This is a genomic window from Paraglaciecola sp. G1-13, assembly GCF_055809255.1.
Map to the genome: position 1 here is coordinate 5000097 of NZ_CM147903.1, position 15565 is coordinate 5015661.

18 protein-coding genes are annotated in these 15565 nt (G+C 44.3%); 15 read left to right on the forward strand and 3 right to left on the reverse strand.

Features of this window, described 5'->3' with window-relative positions:
- The 9 genes from gspF (at window position 1) to AC0L6N_RS21330 (ending at window position 6884) form a co-directional block, all read left to right on the forward strand.
- A complete protein-coding gene (gene gspF / locus AC0L6N_RS21290; RefSeq protein WP_011573168.1) occupies window positions 1-1221 on the forward strand; it encodes a type II secretion system inner membrane protein GspF in 1221 nt (406 codons plus the stop codon).
- Window positions 1221-1661, forward strand: coding sequence for a type II secretion system major pseudopilin GspG (gspG, locus tag AC0L6N_RS21295; protein ID WP_006992299.1), 441 nt, complete (start codon window positions 1221-1223; stop codon window positions 1659-1661). The genes gspF and gspG overlap by 1 nt, the downstream gene beginning before the upstream one ends.
- Window positions 1662-1703: 42 nt before the next feature.
- A complete protein-coding gene (gene gspH, locus AC0L6N_RS21300; RefSeq protein ID WP_473477521.1) occupies window positions 1704-2312 on the forward strand; it encodes a type II secretion system minor pseudopilin GspH in 609 nt (202 codons plus the stop codon).
- Window positions 2309-2704 (forward strand): type II secretion system minor pseudopilin GspI, encoded by a 396-nt coding sequence (gene gspI / locus AC0L6N_RS21305; RefSeq protein WP_473477523.1) that lies wholly within the window; start codon window positions 2309-2311, stop codon window positions 2702-2704. The genes gspH and gspI overlap by 4 nt, the downstream gene beginning before the upstream one ends.
- Window positions 2691-3389 carry a type II secretion system minor pseudopilin GspJ gene (gspJ, locus tag AC0L6N_RS21310; RefSeq protein WP_473477525.1) on the forward strand — a complete coding sequence of 233 codons (699 nt, stop codon included), beginning with the start codon at window positions 2691-2693 and terminating at the stop codon, window positions 3387-3389. The genes gspI and gspJ overlap by 14 nt, the downstream gene beginning before the upstream one ends.
- On the forward strand, window positions 3386-4390 hold the full coding sequence (gspK, locus tag AC0L6N_RS21315) for a type II secretion system minor pseudopilin GspK (protein ID WP_473477527.1): 1005 nt from the start codon (window positions 3386-3388) through the stop codon (window positions 4388-4390). The genes gspJ and gspK overlap by 4 nt, the downstream gene beginning before the upstream one ends.
- 79 nt (window positions 4391-4469) lie before the next feature.
- Window positions 4470-5663 (forward strand): type II secretion system protein GspL, encoded by a 1194-nt coding sequence (gspL, locus tag AC0L6N_RS21320; RefSeq protein WP_473477529.1) that lies wholly within the window; start codon window positions 4470-4472, stop codon window positions 5661-5663.
- A 1-nt stretch (window position 5664) separates the two neighbouring features.
- Window positions 5665-6144 (forward strand): type II secretion system protein GspM, encoded by a 480-nt coding sequence (gspM, locus tag AC0L6N_RS21325; protein ID WP_011573174.1) that lies wholly within the window; start codon window positions 5665-5667, stop codon window positions 6142-6144.
- Complete coding sequence (locus AC0L6N_RS21330) at window positions 6141-6884, forward strand: type II secretion system protein N (RefSeq protein ID WP_011573175.1); 744 nt, start codon at window positions 6141-6143, stop codon at window positions 6882-6884. Before gspM ends, AC0L6N_RS21330 begins: the two co-directional genes overlap by 4 nt.
- Before the next feature lie 93 nt (window positions 6885-6977).
- Here AC0L6N_RS21330 and AC0L6N_RS21335 read toward each other — a convergent pair whose 3' ends face one another.
- Window positions 6978-7949, reverse strand: a complete 972-nt coding sequence (locus AC0L6N_RS21335; protein ID WP_006992291.1) for a class 1 fructose-bisphosphatase — start codon at window positions 7947-7949, stop codon at window positions 6978-6980.
- A 225-nt stretch (window positions 7950-8174) separates the two neighbouring features.
- Between AC0L6N_RS21335 and mpl the strand changes: the two genes are divergently transcribed.
- Window positions 8175-9521: a UDP-N-acetylmuramate:L-alanyl-gamma-D-glutamyl-meso-diaminopimelate ligase gene (mpl, locus tag AC0L6N_RS21340; RefSeq protein WP_011573176.1), complete on the forward strand. Its 1347-nt coding sequence runs from the start codon at window positions 8175-8177 to the stop codon at window positions 9519-9521.
- 59 nt (window positions 9522-9580) lie between these two features.
- Window positions 9581-10351 (forward strand): S1/P1 nuclease, encoded by a 771-nt coding sequence (locus AC0L6N_RS21345; RefSeq protein WP_473477532.1) that lies wholly within the window; start codon window positions 9581-9583, stop codon window positions 10349-10351.
- Between the two features lie 74 nt (window positions 10352-10425).
- On the opposite strand, the gene hemE is transcribed toward AC0L6N_RS21345, so the two are convergent.
- Both hemE and nudC read right to left on the reverse strand, forming a co-directional pair.
- Complete coding sequence (gene hemE / locus AC0L6N_RS21350) at window positions 10426-11493, reverse strand: uroporphyrinogen decarboxylase (RefSeq protein ID WP_473477534.1); 1068 nt, start codon at window positions 11491-11493, stop codon at window positions 10426-10428.
- A gap of 251 nt (window positions 11494-11744) precedes the next feature.
- Window positions 11745-12560, reverse strand: coding sequence for an NAD(+) diphosphatase (nudC, locus tag AC0L6N_RS21355; RefSeq protein ID WP_011573179.1), 816 nt, complete (start codon window positions 12558-12560; stop codon window positions 11745-11747).
- Window positions 12561-12894: 334 nt separating this feature from the next.
- On the opposite strand from nudC, the gene AC0L6N_RS21360 reads away from it, so the two are divergent.
- From AC0L6N_RS21360 to AC0L6N_RS21375, 4 genes are all read left to right on the forward strand, one after another.
- On the forward strand, window positions 12895-13326 hold the full coding sequence (locus AC0L6N_RS21360; RefSeq protein WP_006993003.1) for a transcriptional repressor: 432 nt from the start codon (window positions 12895-12897) through the stop codon (window positions 13324-13326).
- 49 nt (window positions 13327-13375) lie between these two features.
- Entirely contained in the window at window positions 13376-13840 is a 465-nt protein-coding gene (locus AC0L6N_RS21365; RefSeq protein ID WP_006993004.1) for a chemotaxis protein CheX, read from the forward strand.
- On the forward strand, window positions 13830-14267 hold the full coding sequence (locus AC0L6N_RS21370) for a secondary thiamine-phosphate synthase enzyme YjbQ (protein WP_473477536.1): 438 nt from the start codon (window positions 13830-13832) through the stop codon (window positions 14265-14267). The genes AC0L6N_RS21365 and AC0L6N_RS21370 overlap by 11 nt, the downstream gene beginning before the upstream one ends.
- An 88-nt stretch (window positions 14268-14355) precedes the next feature.
- Complete coding sequence (locus tag AC0L6N_RS21375) at window positions 14356-15462, forward strand: OmpA family protein (RefSeq protein WP_011573181.1); 1107 nt, start codon at window positions 14356-14358, stop codon at window positions 15460-15462.
- Window positions 15463-15565: the final 103 nt, after the last annotated feature.

The window sequence follows — 15565 nt, forward strand, 5'->3', positions numbered from 1 at the left end:
ATGGCAGCGTTTGCATATAAAGCGATTGATAAAAGCGGTAAAAATAAAAGTGGCGTACTAGAAGGTGACAATGCTCGCCAAATACGTCAGCAACTGCGTGAAAAGCAACTTATTCCGCTAGAAGTCGAACAAGTCGCGGAAAAGGAGCGCCAGTCCGCCAAACAGTTTTCATTGTTCAAACCGAAAATTTCTGCCTCTGATTTAGCCTTGTTAACGCGTCAGTTAGCGACTTTGGTAGAGTCCTCTTTGCCCATTGAAGAAGCGTTAATGGCTGTGGCGCAGCAATCTGAAAAACCTCGCCAGAAAAACATGATGATGGCGGTACGCAGTAAAGTGGTAGAGGGATACAATTTAGCGGATGCCATGGCGGAATTCCCTCACGTATTTGATGAGCTGTTCAGAGCTATGGTCGCAGCGGGTGAAAAGTCTGGCCACTTAGATACGGTGCTTAATCGCTTAGCGGATTACACTGAGAAGCGTCAACAAACCCGCAGCCAAATAACCCAAGCCATGGTTTACCCTACGCTTATGATGTTTTTTGCCATGGGAATAGTGATCTTATTACTCACCGTGGTGGTGCCGAAAATTGTCGGCCAATTTGATCACATGGGGCAAGATTTGCCCACCATTACTAAGGTGCTGATCAGCGTCAGTGAATGGATGCAAAACTACGGTTTACTATTGATTGTGATTTTTGCATTGGCGGCTGTTGTTCTAAGTCGCGTGCTGCAACAACCTGCGATGAAAAAACGCTACCATCATTTTATTCTAGGTTTACCCTTATTGGGAAAGGTCTCTAAAGGGTTAAATACTGCACGCTTTGCTCGAACATTAAGTATTCTGACCTCTAGCTCGGTGCCTTTACTTGAGAGCATGAAAATTTCCAGTGATGTGTTGGCGAACTTGTACATTCGAGACGAGGTCAAAGGTGCATCAGTCAATGTAAAAGAAGGTTCAAGCCTGCGTGCGGCTCTAGAGCGTACCAAAATGTTTCCACCCATGATGATGCATATGATTGCATCGGGGGAGCGCAGTGGTGAGCTGACGCAAATGTTAGGGCGCGCAGCGGACAACCAAGACAGAGAGTTTGAATCCTTGGTTGGGGTATCTTTGAAAGTGTTCGAGCCTCTTTTAATTGTCTCTATGGCGGGCATTGTGCTGTTTATCGTAATGGCCATCCTGCAACCTATTTTAGCTTTAAACAACATGGTGAATCTTTAATGAAAACGTTACAACGTACACAGCGCGGCTTTAGCTTGATTGAAGTCATGGTGGTTCTACTAATTATCGGCATTATGGCATCGATGATTGCCCCGTCTATTTTAGGTAATCAAGAACAAGCGCAACTGAAAAAAGCGGCAGTGGATATTCAGCAGCTTGAAAGCGCACTAGAAATGTACAAGCTGCGTAATAACGTGTTTCCTACCAGTGAACAAGGCCTAGATGCCCTAGTTACCATTCCTACCATCGATCCCATTCCTCGTAATTATCAAGACGGTGGATTCATCAAGCGTTTACCTGAGGACCCTTGGGGCAATCCCTATCAGCTAATTAGCCCAGGGGAAGTCGGGGTGATTGATATTTTCTCAAATGGACCTGATGGCGAAGCCGGCACTGATGATGATATTGGTAACTGGAACCTTAATGACTATTTAGGCTAGCTCGCAGGTGCCCAGACAGCTTCATACAAAACGAACAGCATTATGACTCGCATACAACGTGGTTTCACCTTATTAGAGGTGATGTTGGTGTTAGTTATTATGGGGCTTTTGGCGGGTACTGTGGTGTTCAATATCAGTGGTCAAAGTGGGCAAGACAGGCTTAAACAGCAAGTACAACGCTTTCAAGTCGTGTTTAGTATGGCCTCAGATTACGCAGTGCTGAACCAACAACAGCTTGGTTTGTATGTAGATGAAGACAGAAACCAATACAGCTTTGTGATGTTGGATGAGGAGCAAAACTGGCAGCTTATATCTGGTGATAAAACCTTTGAAGCGCATACCTTGCCTGATGAGTTCACCTTTGCATTAGCGTTAAACGATCTGCCTTGGGATACTGACGACAGCTTGTTTAATGAGTCATCTATCGATGCTGAATTGTCTTTCAGTGATGATGAAATAAGTATCGGTGATGAAGAAGAGAAAAAACTGCCGCCTCCTCAAGTGTTTTTATTGTCCAGCGGTGATATCACCCCGTTTTCACTGGCATTTTCTTTTGAGCCTGATTTTTCGTCTGAAGCTGCCAGTTATTTTCGAGTGAATGTACAAGATTCTCTGCCGGTTGCGGTAGAGGGGCCATTGGAAAATTTATGAGGTCACTTGCCAGAGGCTGCCATCAAAAGGGTATGACACTGCTAGAGGTGATGGTTGCCTTAGTGATTTTTGCCATGACCGCCACCGCGATAATGAAGGCCGCGAGTGATCACCTGAGCAGTATTGGCCAAATTGAAGAAATTACCTTTGCTACTTGGGTGGCGAATAATCGCCTGACACAATTACAGTTATCGAGCCAGTGGCCCCCAAAAGATAATGCCAAGGGGGAGCAAACCATGGCAGATCGTACGTGGTATTGGCAGCAAAAAGTCACCAAAACGAATGATAGCGAGCTTATGTCGGTGGAGGTGAGCGTTGCCCTTGACGCGAAGTTATCTGCGCCAATCACATCTGTGGTGACCTTTGTGGCTAAGCGAGATGATGATGTGTAAGCCAGCTCTCGCGCCTACTTGCCAACTTGTTTCACCTGCAGGATGTTTAAAAACTTCAGTAAAGCGTAGGGCAGAGCACGGCTTCACCTTGTTAGAGATTCTTATTGCCATGGCGATTTTTACCTTAATTGGTATCGCCAGCACAGGTGTACTGACAAGTGTAATCGATAGCGATGAGCTCTCCACTGAACGTTTTGAGAAACTACAAACATTGCAGCGAGCAATGCTGACACTTGAGCGTGATATATTACAGGCTGTTGCGCGTCCCGTTAGAGTGGAAGGCGAAGCGAATGAGCGCGTCATGCTAGGTGGCGACGGGGTGTTAGACAGCTATCATGACGGGTTAGTTTTTGTGCATGGTGGTTGGCATAATCCGCAGCTACGTTTGCCTCGTAGCACATTACAAGGTGTGGGTTATCGGGTGCAGGAGCGCCAATTACAGCGTTTGTACGGCAACTATGTGGATAATGTTATTGGCTATGAGCCCAAAGTAAAAGTGCTACTTGAGAACATCGATGATTTTAAAGTGTATTTTATACCGGTTGATGAGGATGAAGAGGGCGACTCTGCGTGGCAAGATGATTACAGCGATGAGGTTTTGCCTAAGGCTGTCGCCATAGAAATTACCAGTCAAGACTTTGGGCTAATTCGCCGTGAGTTTTTGTTATCAGGCGCGAGTTCATGAGGTTGAGCGTTGCAACTGTAAAGCACCAAAAAGGCGTCGCGCTGATTATTGTATTGCTGATTGTTGCCCTAGTAAGTGTATTAGCAACGCAAATGGGCTCAAGGTTACAGCTACAAGTAAAACGCGCGTCGAATATCAAGGACAATAACCAAGCTTACTGGTATGCCATGGGGGCTGAACAATACGCGCAAAAGTCGATAAAGTTCCTACTTGAGAATAGCGACGGAGTGATTCATCTAGACCAGCAGTGGTCAGAGCCTTTCGTTTACCCACTTGAAGGTGGGGGAATACAAGCTCAGCTATTTGATATGCAGAGCTGTTTTAATATTAATAGCCTACAAGCAAGTGCGCAAAACAGTACAGGCTCTGATTCAAATTCAGGTGTCAGCGAGCGTCAGTTGGCCTTTAAGCGTTTAATGACCAACATTAATGCCGATATCAGTACCTATGACATTGATACCTTTAGTGATTCGCTCGTCGACTGGCTCGATGTGGACAGCCAGATGAGTCAACAGGGCGCAGAAGATAGCGAGTATGAATCTCGTCAGTTTCCCTATCTTGCGGCAAACAGTTTAATGGCGCATAAATCAGAATTACGGTTAGTTAATGGCGTCAGTAACGAATGGTTAGACGATATTTTAGAGCAGGTTTGTGTGATACCAGGTGATGATCAATTAAAAATCAATGTGAACACGATAAATGAAGACAGCGTGGTGGTATTAGCTGCTTTAACGGGTCTAGATGAGTCAGGTGCACAAGATGTCATCTCCAATCGCCCAAATGATGGTTATAAAACCAAAGATGACTTTTTAGCCGTGAATACGGTGTCAGCTTTAAACATGCCTACCGAGAGAGAAGATTGGTTTGATGTCACCACGCAGCACTTCTTATTGAAGGTGAAGACTACGTATAATAACGCCACATTTTCCATGGTCACCGTATTCACCGTAGATGACAGCCAGAACGTGAGCATACTGCGAAGAGAGTTTGGCATACAATGATAAACGCTAAAAATGAAAATCCACCGGCAGTGAACAGTGGGGACAACGAAATGTGTATTGACCAAAGCAGGCTAGCATAATGGAACAGTTAATAGTTAGATTGGGTTCGAATGATGACGATGTTATCCATTGGATTGTCTGCTCTTGCAATGAGGATGACGTCATAGCCAGCGGTGAACTTCCCGGTGTAGCGCATTTATCGTCTTTAAAAGACCGAGCGGGGCAACGTCCCATCACAGCACTGGTACCGACTAGCGATGTATTACTCAAATGGGTCACGCTTCCTAGTAAAGCCGGGCGCAAAGCACTATCGGCTATCCCGTTTATGCTTGAGGATGAAATCAGCGGCGATATTGACAGCCAGTTTTTCGCGCTCGGTGGGCGTAAAGATAACCAACAAGCAGTTGCTGTGGTGAGTAAAATACGACTGCAAGCGTGGCGAACTCAATTGGCTGATGCAGGTTTGCATTGTGAGCGAATTGTGCCAGACATTTTGGCCGTGCCTGAACCTACATCTGGCTGGGCAGTGCTCGAATTGGGTGAGCAGTTACTTATCCGACAAGACCAGTGGGCGGGTATTCAAGGTGAGAAAAACTGGTTGGTTCAGGCCATTAACCATCACGCAAAGCAGCAACCAATTCCCTTGTCGCTGGACAACTTCAGTCGTTTGTCTTCGCAAGAATTAAATAACGTGCTGCTGCAAGAGCAGCACGTTGATATGCCGATGAAAATACTGGCAAGTGGTTTACAAACAACGCAGTTCAACTTGCTGCAAGGTGAATTTAAATCGCGCAAAAAGCAAGGCGGGGAGTTCAAGAAATGGCGTTTAGCCGCGGTATTGGCCATTGTCGCGCTGTGCACAACGTTGATTGACAAGGTTGCTTTACAGCAGCAATTAAGTAGCGAAAGAGCGCTGGTTTCCAGTCAGATAAAGGCGGAATTTACGCGAGCCTTCCCAAACGCAGGGGCTTATCGTGATGTTCGTGCAACTATGCGCGCTAAGTTAGCCGCGCTTGAGCAAGGCACAGGTGGCTCATCTATGCTGGTGATGATGGACCAGCTTGCAAATGCCTTTGCTAAAAGCCAAGTAAAGCCCTCTAGCGTAAAGTTCGATGCATCAAGAAGAGAACTACGTATGCAAGCGATGGCAGCTAACTTCGAGTCTTTAGAGCTGTTCAAGCGTTTAGCCGAAGCGCAAGGTTTTGAAGTAGAGCAGGGCGCCATCAATAACCGCAACGATCTGGTTTACGGCTCATTGTTGGTAAGGAGTTAAGATGAATACCCTTAAGCAAAAATTCAGTCAATTGACCGAACGAGAACAGCGCTTGGTGCTTATTTCAGCCGTGGTGGTGGTCGTTGGAATGTTTTACTGGTTGGTGTGGTCTCCGTTAAACCAAGCGATCGAACGAGATCAAAAGGCGCTTGATTCGCAAAAATCATTATTAAGCTGGGTTCAGAAAAGTGCTAATCGTGCAATACAGTTACGCGCGGCTAAAGGAGTAAGCGCAGGATTTAACGGTTCACTCGCCCAAGCGGCAAATCAGACTGCTGCGAACGCTAATATTCCTATTGCGCGCATGCAGCCGCAAGGTGATGAGCTGCAAGTGTGGGTTGATCAGGCGCCGTTTAACGGAGTGCTAGATTGGCTTAAGTCGCTTGAGGAGATGGGAGTCAGCATTTTGGATTTAGATATTGCTGAAGCCGATGCTCCAGGACAAGTCAAAATTCGTCGTTTGAAATTAGGTAAATCATGAAGTTAGTTGTGAAATGGGTAATTGCTTGCCTGATTATTTATGTTGTTTTTTTGATTGCTAAACTCCCCGCAGTACACGTGATTGCAAAGGTTCAGTTACCACCTGATATTACCGTCAGCGGAGTCTCAGGCACCATTTGGAATGGACAAGCAGATACCGTCACGTTACAGGGTTTACCCATACGAGATGTTAAATGGCAATTGGCATTTTGGCCGTTACTCACTGGCACGGCCGCCATCGATGTCGATGCAGGTAATATTCGCGAAGTGGACGATATCTCTGTTAAAGGTCATGTGGCGATATCTAACGGACATGTGCAAGGTGAAGATGTTCAAGTTTTTTTACCTACTCGTTTAGTGATTACTAGTTTGCCTTTGCCTATTCCAGTGAATGCCAGTGGGCGTTTCAAAATATCCCTGCAGGAGTTGGATTATACCGAGCAATGCCAAGTACTAACTGGTCAAGGTTTATGGCTTAAAGCGAAAGTACAGGGCACTCAGCAAGATATAGAGTTGGGTAATTTTGAAGCCAACCTAAAGTGTGAAAACAAAGAAGTGGTGATGACGATTAATGAGCCGAATAGCTTTGGGTTAAGTGCCGTTGCGCATATTCCTAGTGACTTGGCATTTCGCATCAATGGCCGCTTTAAACCAGATGAAAATCTACCGGAAGAAGTGCATCAAGCGGCGCAATTTTTTGGTAAGAAAGATGCACAAGGCTATTATCCTGTTAAATTCTAGTGTTGTCGCGAGGATACGTAACAAATATAAAAAAGGCGCTTAAAAGCGCCTTTTTTATATATACCAACTATTGCAAGACAGTTTGAGCGAGGCTTAAGCCTTGTAATAGCTCAAACAGGTCTCTACTTCTTCCTTAGAGCCTAAAATGACAGGTACTCGTTGGTGAATCTCAGTGGGCATGACTTCTAGTATTCGCCCTTGTCCTGTAGAGGCTAAGCCGCCGGCCTGCTCCATCAAAAAAGCCATTGGGTTTGCTTCATATAGCAAACGTAATTTCCCTGGCATTTCAGGGTTACGTCTATCAAATGGGTACATGAAAATGCCGCCTCGGCTAAGTACCCGGTGAATATCGCCTACCATGGCGGCTACCCAGCGCATGTTAAAATCTTTTTCTCTAGGACCGTCTTCACCGGCAATTAGATCGCCAATGTAATTTTGTACCGGGTCTTCCCAGTGGCGCTGATTAGACGCATTGATAGCAAACTCAGAGGTTTGTGCAGGCACTTGAATATTTTTTTGAGTTAACAAAAAACCACCGTGGGTTTTATCAAGCGTGTATAAATGCGTACCACGACCTGTGCTAAGTGCGAGCATAGCGCTTGGGCCGTATAGCACATAGCCAGCAGCGACGATCTGCGTACCTGGCTGTAGAAATGCTGATGGATCATCGGCATCCATCCACTGCGGAGCGTGGGTAATGGAGAATATCGTACCGATCAAGCTGTTGATATCCGTGTTTGATGAGCCATCAAGGGGGTCGAAACTGACTAAATAGTTCCCGTTGGGATTACAAGCCACCACGTCGTCTTCTTCTTCAGATGATATGGCTTTTACATAGCCAGATTCACTGAGTATGTCTTTTAAAATTTGATTGGAGATAACATCCAGTTTCTTCTGTGTTTCGCCTTGTACGTTTTCACTTAGTGTTGAGCCTAACACTCCAGCTAACGCCCCTTGGCTGACCCTAAATGATATCTCTTTGCACCCTGCTAAAAGTGTTCTCAGTAGCAGGATGAGCTCCATAGGAGCGCCGTCTTCTTGCAGTTGCGAGTTGAGTCTTTTCATGTGTTATTTTGACCTTTTATCATGATTGTAGGGACAGAAATACCGGCGAATATTGTTGTTTTTATGCTCGCTAAGTACGTAAAGACCAGTGTAACTGGATTTTTCGCAAAACTCAGCACCGAATAATCCTGTTTGTAGACTTGTTGATGAATTTGTCATCTTGTCAGTGCGAACCGGCATAGGAATCTGGTAATCTACTTCCCTATTTATCCCAGAAAAGATTATATGCATCTACATATTTTAGGTATTTGCGGGACGTTTATGGGCGGCATTGCGGCAATAGCTAAAGCGATGGGTCATAAAGTTACCGGTTCTGATAATAATGTTTACCCGCCAATGAGTACGCAGCTCGAGGCACTAGGCATTGAGCTAACCCAAGGTTTCGGTGAAGACCAATTTGATCCACAGCCTGACATGGTGGTGATCGGCAACGCGCTTTCCCGGGGCAATCTTGCAGTTGAATACGTACTCAACAGAGGAATTCCCTATACTAGTGGCCCGCAATGGTTATTGGAAAATGTTCTTAAAGACCGCTGGGTATTAGCGGTATCAGGTACCCATGGCAAAACCAGCACATCAAGTATGTTGGCGTGGATATTAGAATCTGCGGGAATGTCACCTGGTTTTTTGATTGGTGGTATTCCACAGAATTTTGATATTTCTGCTCGTTTGGGTGAAACGCCGTTTTTTGTTATCGAAGCAGATGAATACGACAGTGCCTTTTTCGATAAACGTTCGAAGTTTGTTCACTATCGTCCTCGTACGCTAGTGATTAACAATATCGAGTTCGACCACGCTGATATATTTGATAGCATCGCAGATATTCAAAAGCAGTTTCATCATCTTATCCGAATGATACCCGGAAACGGATTGGTGATTGCGCCAAAGACAGATAACCAGATTACACAAGTGCTAGATAAAGGTTGTTGGTCGCCAGTGCAATTTGTGGGTAGCGATTGGAAAGCAGAAAACGGCTCTGCAGATGGCGGTGAGTTTGATGTGATCTACAAGGGTAAGTCCTTTGGTAGGGTGAAATGGTCGCTGTTAGGCCTGCACAATGTACAAAATGCCATGATGGCCATTATTGCTGCTCGTCACGCAGGTGTGTTACCAGAAGTGGCTATTGAGGCGTTAGGCAGTTTTGTGAATGCCAAGCGACGTATGGAGATATTAGGCACTGTCAATGGCATCACGGTGTACGATGATTTCGCACATCATCCCACCGCTATTGCTACAACCCTGGAAGGGCTGCGAGCAAAAGTAGGCGATGCCCGTATTTTAGCGGTGCTTGAGCCTCGCTCAAACACAATGAAGATGGGTGTACATAAGCAAACACTCGCGAAGTCTTGGTCTGCGGCGGACCAAGTTTTTATTTATGAGCCGAGTAACCTTAGTTGGTCAATGGATGCGCTATTGGCGCAAAGTGAGGTAACGGCATCACTGCACAATGACTTGAACATATTAGAAAAGTCTATTTTGTCTTACGTTCAGCCTGGCGATCACGTGTTGATTATGAGTAATGGTGGATTTGGTGGTATACACCAGCGGCTATTACAAAAACTGTCACAGTAGAAGTACACAATTATTAATACTCTGTCTTCGTATAAGTAAAATTTTAGGACTTTTCATTCATGTATAAATTTATAGTTGGCCTTCTTATGGCTTCGTTCAGCGTCAATGTGTTGGCTTGGGGGCAAATAGGACATCGAGTAACAGGTGCAATTGCGCAGCAACATCTCACGCCGCAGGCTCAAGCGGCTATCAGTGCTTTGCTACCAAACGAAGACTTGGCCGAAGCCTCGACTTACCCCGATGAAATGCGCTCAAGTCCAGATGATTTTTGGCAGAAAAAAGCAGGTCCGTTTCACTATGTGACTATTCCTAAAGGTCAGACCTATGCAGATGTCGGTGCACCTGAGCAGGGGGATGGCGTATCGGCTTTAAAAATGTTTACGGCAAATTTAACCAGCAGCCAGACCAGCAAAGCAGAAAAGCAACTCGCACTACGCTTTATCGTGCATATTATCGGAGATTTACATCAGCCTTTGCATGCTGGAAATGGCACTGACCGTGGCGGTAATGACTTTAAAGTGAACTTTTTTTGGCAGGATTCTAACTTGCACAGAGTGTGGGATAGTGAGCTTCTTGATCAGCGTCAGCTTTCTTATACCGAGTGGACAGCAATATTGAATCGCAAAATTAGCGCGCAGGATATAAATGATTGGAACACAACTGACCCTAAAGTATGGATAGCAGAAAGTGTGAAAATTCGCGACGAGATTTACCCTTCGCAAGAAACGATATCTTGGGATTACTTATACCATCATTTACCGCAAGCGAAGCAGCGCCTAAAAATGGCAGGTATTCGAATTGCTGCTTATTTGAATGAGATTTATAAATAAATATTGGCCAATAGCAGACAGCAAAAAGGCAGCGAATTCGCTGCCTTTTTATTAGATGTACTGGTAACTAATGTTTAGCCCTTGTGATACTGAGCACTGTATTTATGCACTGCGTCGACAAATACTTTAGCGTTTTCGGGGGGAACATCTAAATGAATGCCGTGCCCTAAATTAAACACGTGCCCTGGGCCTTCACCGAATCCTGCTAGTATTTTCTGTACTTCTTGCTCTATACGCTCTGGTGCGGCATAAAGCATGGATGGGTCCATATTACCTTGTAAAGCAACCTTATCACCCACGCGGGCTTTAGCGTTGTCGATATCGATAGTCCAATCTAAGCCTACCCCATCACAACCCGTCGCGGCTATGGACTCTAACCACATACCAGCGTTTTTGGTGAATAAGGTGACAGGCACTTTACGCCCATCATTTTCACGGGTTAACCCATCAACAATTTTATGCATATATTGCAGTGAAAAGTCTTGATAGTCGCGCGGCGATAATACACCGCCCCAAGTATCAAACACCATGACGGATTGAGCGCCAGCAGCGATTTGAGCATTAAGATATAAAATGACAGAGTCAGCGAGTTTATCGAGTAATAAATGCAGCGCTTGAGGATCGCTAAACGCCATCTTTTTAATCTTAGTAAACGCCTTGCTGGAACCGCCCTCAATCATGTAAGTGGCTAGCGTCCAGGGGCTGCCAGAGAAACCAATAAGTGGTACTTCACCTTGTAAGTTTTTACGAATGGTACGCACTGCATTCATCACATATTGCAGTTCTTGCTCAGGATCCGGTGCGGGTAGATTTTGGATGTCCGCCATAGATGTAATTGGTTTAGAGAATTTTGGACCTTCCCCTTGCTCGAAATACAATCCTAAGCCCATCGCATCAGGGATAGTGAGTATGTCAGAAAACAGTATAGCGGCGTCTAAATCAAAGCGACGAAGAGGTTGTAGCGTCACCTCGCATGCCAACTCTGCATTTTTGCACAATGACATGAAATCACCGGCTTGCGCGCGCGTTGCTTTATATTCAGGCAAATAACGGCCTGCTTGGCGCATCATCCACACAGGGGTGACATCGACTGGTTGGCGAAGTAAAGCGCGTAGATAACGATCGTTTTTTAACGAATTCATGAATTTCCTCTATACATCTGTGAAAGTAGTGCGCCAGTCCTAGGCCAAAAAAGTCGACATTGTACCCTGTTAATCTTAAGGTAGAAGTGAAATCAACCTAAATTTTGTAAAAACTTGCAACATAACCAAAAACTCTGTTATAACAATGTTGCGAAAGCAAACTAACAATAAGAAGCTCGAAAAAACGAGACTTAGACGCTAAAATATTCGAACCCCACTCAAAGTGGGGTTTTTTATGCTTGGTGTTTTTTTCAGTTTTGGCAAATTTCTTCAATCGTGCGTTCGATTAATTGTCCGGCAATAGAAAACTTCGGTGGTATATTCGGCAACTCGTCAAATTTAAACCAGTGGGCTTCGATGATTTCGTGCCCATCTACATTGATATCGCCGCTATCAAAGTCTGCTAAGAAGCCGACCATCAATGAATGTGGAAAAGGCCAAGGTTGGCTAGACATGTATCTGATATTTTTGATCGCGACACCCACTTCTTCAAATACTTCCCTGTGAACCGCGTCCTCTAAGGTTTCTCCGCTTTCAACAAAACCAGCCAATGTTGAAAACATATTGCGCTCTTTCTGGGGTTTACCTTGTGCCAGTAGAATTTTGTCTTCATGGCGAATAGCAACAATAATGCAGGGCGATATTCTTGGATAACATCTGTGATGGCAGCGATGACAGTGCATGGCCATTTCCCAATCTATTTTCTGCATGGTAGAGCCACATTGGCCGCAAAACCTATGAGTACGCAAAAATAGAGCAACTTGCCAAGCTCTGGCTGCCACAGAAAATATATCCATTTCATCATGAAGCAATAACGATCTGAGGTGACTTAGTTGTAATCCCGCTTGTTCGATGAGTTCATTGCCCATATCGACGAGATAGCAAACTTGTCCATTATGCTCCCCTACCTGCACAACTTGCTCTTCATATGCATGAGCAAATTCTAGCTTTTTCCATGTTTCGATAATTGGACCAGGCTGCTTTGTAGGCACTAACAGTTTTTCGGCGCTGAAAATAAACCAGATGCTTGGGGTATCAACATTGATGTTTACATTTTGTTTGATCATAGATTTTTACCACTTATTCATCGGCACTAAAATGATACTGCTACCTACACGATGGACGTTTTTGTAGGAGAGAATGCAAAAATTACATCTTAGCGATTTATCATTTTGCGCCTAAAACGGATTGGTTCAGCTTTCGTTAAGAAATGCTTGTCCACAATGATACTCATTATGTGTACTAATTCCTCAACTTTATGAAGTAAATCAAGCTACTATTCATACAAACCCTATTAGATGAGTGATATACTTCGCTAAAATAATCAGATAACTCTGATTGAGCGCTATTCTTTTACGTTTAAAGGACAGCTTGATTAACTGGAAGGCCTGCAGCATAAAGATGAGTATTGGATCGCAAGTAGAAAAAGCACGTCAATATTGTGAACAAAAAGGTGCACGTTTTACCCATTTAAGAGAAACAGTGTACGCCCTGTTGTTAGAAAAAGAAGGGGCTGTTGGCGCCTATGACTTGCTTGATACATTGAAAGAAACGGAAACGAATGCCAAGCCTGCGACTGTTTACCGTACTTTAGATTTTTTGCTTGAGTTCGGTCTGATCCACCGATTGGAGTCGACTAACGCATTTGTTGCTTGCCATCATTTTGGTTGCAGCCATCCAGTGCAGTTTTTAATCTGTGATAATTGTGGTTTGGTTAAAGAGATTCAGTCTGAAGGGTTGCAAGATACCTTAGTCAAGCATGCTGAGTCCCATGGATTTAAGGTTTCAAAACAAACTATTGAGGCGCATGGTTTGTGTACAGCATGCCAATAATGTTCAAGGCAGTGCAGATACTTAGTAATCGACAGGAAGTATGGCAAAAATGAATGCAGAGTTTATAAATCCGTTCATTGCCGCTTTACGCAACGTTCTCAGTACCATGGCGCAATTAGAGTTGGTGCCAGGCAAGCCACAGAAGAAAACGGATTCTGCGGCGAAAGGTGATGTGTCTGGTTTAATTGGTATGGTTGGTGACGATGTAAAAGGGTCACTATCAATTACTTTTGAAACCAGCATTGCGCTTAAAGTTATGCATAATATGCTCGGAGAGCAATTAGAATCGGTCAATGAAGACGTGGCCGATATGGTTGGTGAAATCACCAATATGATTTGTGGTGGTGCAAAAAACGAATTAGCTAAACTTGGTTACAATTTTGGTATGGCAACACCGGTTGTAGTTTTCGGTAAAAATCATACACTAAGTCACACGGCATCTGGTCGTAAATTGATCATGCCATTCGCTAATGAACACGGCAAAGTGTATTTAGAGATGTGTTTTGACAAATAGTTTACCGGTTTGGCAACAATTTCAGTTAAGCCTTCGTGCTAAACCTAGAGGATTTCATCTCATCACAGATGAAATAGAGAAGCAGTTAGAAGTTTTAACGACGGTAAATATTGGCATTCTGCATCTGTTTATTCAGCATACAAGTGCCAGTTTGACGATTAATGAAAATGCAGACCCAACAGTCAGGTCAGACCTAGAGAGTCACATTAATCAAGCTATTCCAGAGAATGCGGCATATTATCTGCATAATTATGAAGGTTCGGATGATATGCCAGCACATATTAAAGCCAGTGTATTTGGTAGCAACATTACCATTCCTATACAAAACGGAAGGTTAGCACTGGGTACATGGCAAGGAATATATTTGGGAGAGCATAGAAATCATGGTGGTAAGCGTAGCGTGATTGCAACAATTACCGGCCAATAAATATTTTACACACTGAATCAGAATATATATCGACGTTAAGTCGGTCGTTATATCGAATGATTAACACATTACATTAAGGACGTTTATTATGAAAAAAACCATGACAGCCATGGGTATCTTACTTGCTTTTACCAGTGGCGCTTTCGCACAATCTGCGCCAGTAGGCGACAAATGGGTAGGTGGTTTCGGTGAATATTATAAAACTGATGGTGAGCTAGATGGCGCGCCTACATTTTATGATGACGGTGTAGGCTTTGGTGCTGAGCTAGGCTTTCGCTTCAAGCCTCAGTGGGCTGCAAGATTAGAATGGTCACACTTAAACATTGACCAAACTAATGGCCTAGGCGACGAGTCTGGTAACCGCTTTGGTGTCGACGCCATGTACTTTTTACCTGACGACTTAATGTATGTGTTCGCAGGTGTCAAACACCTTGATTTAGCTGATAGTTCTCGCTTAGCTAATGTTGGTATTGGTAAGCACTGGGCTATCAATGACAAATGGCGTGTTATTACCGAAATCGCTGCGTATCACGATTTTGGTGAAGCATACAATGACGTAAGCGCAAAAATTGGTTTGGCATATAGCTTCGGTACAACATCTACTCCAGTGACTCGCGATTCTGATAACGACGGCGTAAACAACAGCATGGACAAATGTCCTGGTACTGCACCTGGCGTTAAAGTTGACGCTATGGGCTGTGCACTTGCTGCTGCAATGACTGAATCTGATTCAGACAACGATGGCGTTGTAGATAGCAAAGATAAGTGTGCAAACACGCCTTCAACAGACCAAGTAGATGCAACGGGTTGTAGCATTTTTACTGAAGTTGAAGTTGAAGAAACCTTACGCATTTTGTTCGCTAACAACAGTGCAGAAATTGCAAACCGTGCGAACAGCGACATCCGTGACTTCGCAGCATTCATGAAGCGCTTCCCTTCAACTGATACTGTAATCGAAGGCTACGCGTCAGCTCCTGGTGAAAGCGACTACAATCAGTGGTTGTCTGAAGAGCGTGCAAAAGCGGTACGTATGGTATTGATTGAAGATTACGACATCAAACCTGCTCGCATCACAGCGGTTGGTTTTGGTGAAAGCAAATTGCTTGACGCACCTACAGCTAAAGAAGCTAACAAAATTAACCGTCGCATCGTAGCGCGCGTTAGTGCTTCTAAGCGCGAGAAACTAACTAAGTAATTAGTTCGTTTTATAAGCATTTCGAGCACAAAAAAAGGAGGTGATATTCACCTCCTTTTTTATGTCTGCGATTCAGTTGCATAGCTAGTTTGGATGTAGCAGA

Excerpts from the sequence above, each read along its gene's own strand:
- gspF (WP_011573168.1), top strand. The coding sequence starts at position 1 with ATGGCAGCGTTTGCATATAAAGCGATTGATAAAAGCGGTAAAAATAAA.
- gspG (WP_006992299.1), top strand. The coding sequence starts at position 1,221 with ATGAAAACGTTACAACGTACACAGCGCGGCTTTAGCTTGATTGAAGTC.
- gspH (WP_473477521.1), top strand. The coding sequence starts at position 1,704 with ATGACTCGCATACAACGTGGTTTCACCTTATTAGAGGTGATGTTGGTG.
- gspI (WP_473477523.1), top strand. The coding sequence starts at position 2,309 with ATGAGGTCACTTGCCAGAGGCTGCCATCAAAAGGGTATGACACTGCTA.
- gspJ (WP_473477525.1), top strand. The coding sequence starts at position 2,691 with ATGATGATGTGTAAGCCAGCTCTCGCGCCTACTTGCCAACTTGTTTCA.
- gspK (WP_473477527.1), top strand. The coding sequence starts at position 3,386 with ATGAGGTTGAGCGTTGCAACTGTAAAGCACCAAAAAGGCGTCGCGCTG.
- gspL (WP_473477529.1), top strand. The coding sequence starts at position 4,470 with ATGGAACAGTTAATAGTTAGATTGGGTTCGAATGATGACGATGTTATC.
- gspM (WP_011573174.1), top strand. The coding sequence starts at position 5,665 with ATGAATACCCTTAAGCAAAAATTCAGTCAATTGACCGAACGAGAACAG.
- AC0L6N_RS21330 (WP_011573175.1), top strand. The coding sequence starts at position 6,141 with ATGAAGTTAGTTGTGAAATGGGTAATTGCTTGCCTGATTATTTATGTT.
- AC0L6N_RS21335 (WP_006992291.1), bottom strand. The coding sequence starts at position 7,949 with ATGAAAAGACTCAACTCGCAACTGCAAGAAGACGGCGCTCCTATGGAG.
- mpl (WP_011573176.1), top strand. The coding sequence starts at position 8,175 with ATGCATCTACATATTTTAGGTATTTGCGGGACGTTTATGGGCGGCATT.
- AC0L6N_RS21345 (WP_473477532.1), top strand. The coding sequence starts at position 9,581 with ATGTATAAATTTATAGTTGGCCTTCTTATGGCTTCGTTCAGCGTCAAT.
- hemE (WP_473477534.1), bottom strand. The coding sequence starts at position 11,493 with ATGAATTCGTTAAAAAACGATCGTTATCTACGCGCTTTACTTCGCCAA.
- nudC (WP_011573179.1), bottom strand. The coding sequence starts at position 12,560 with ATGATCAAACAAAATGTAAACATCAATGTTGATACCCCAAGCATCTGG.
- AC0L6N_RS21360 (WP_006993003.1), top strand. The coding sequence starts at position 12,895 with ATGAGTATTGGATCGCAAGTAGAAAAAGCACGTCAATATTGTGAACAA.
- AC0L6N_RS21365 (WP_006993004.1), top strand. The coding sequence starts at position 13,376 with ATGAATGCAGAGTTTATAAATCCGTTCATTGCCGCTTTACGCAACGTT.
- AC0L6N_RS21375 (WP_011573181.1), top strand. The coding sequence starts at position 14,356 with ATGAAAAAAACCATGACAGCCATGGGTATCTTACTTGCTTTTACCAGT.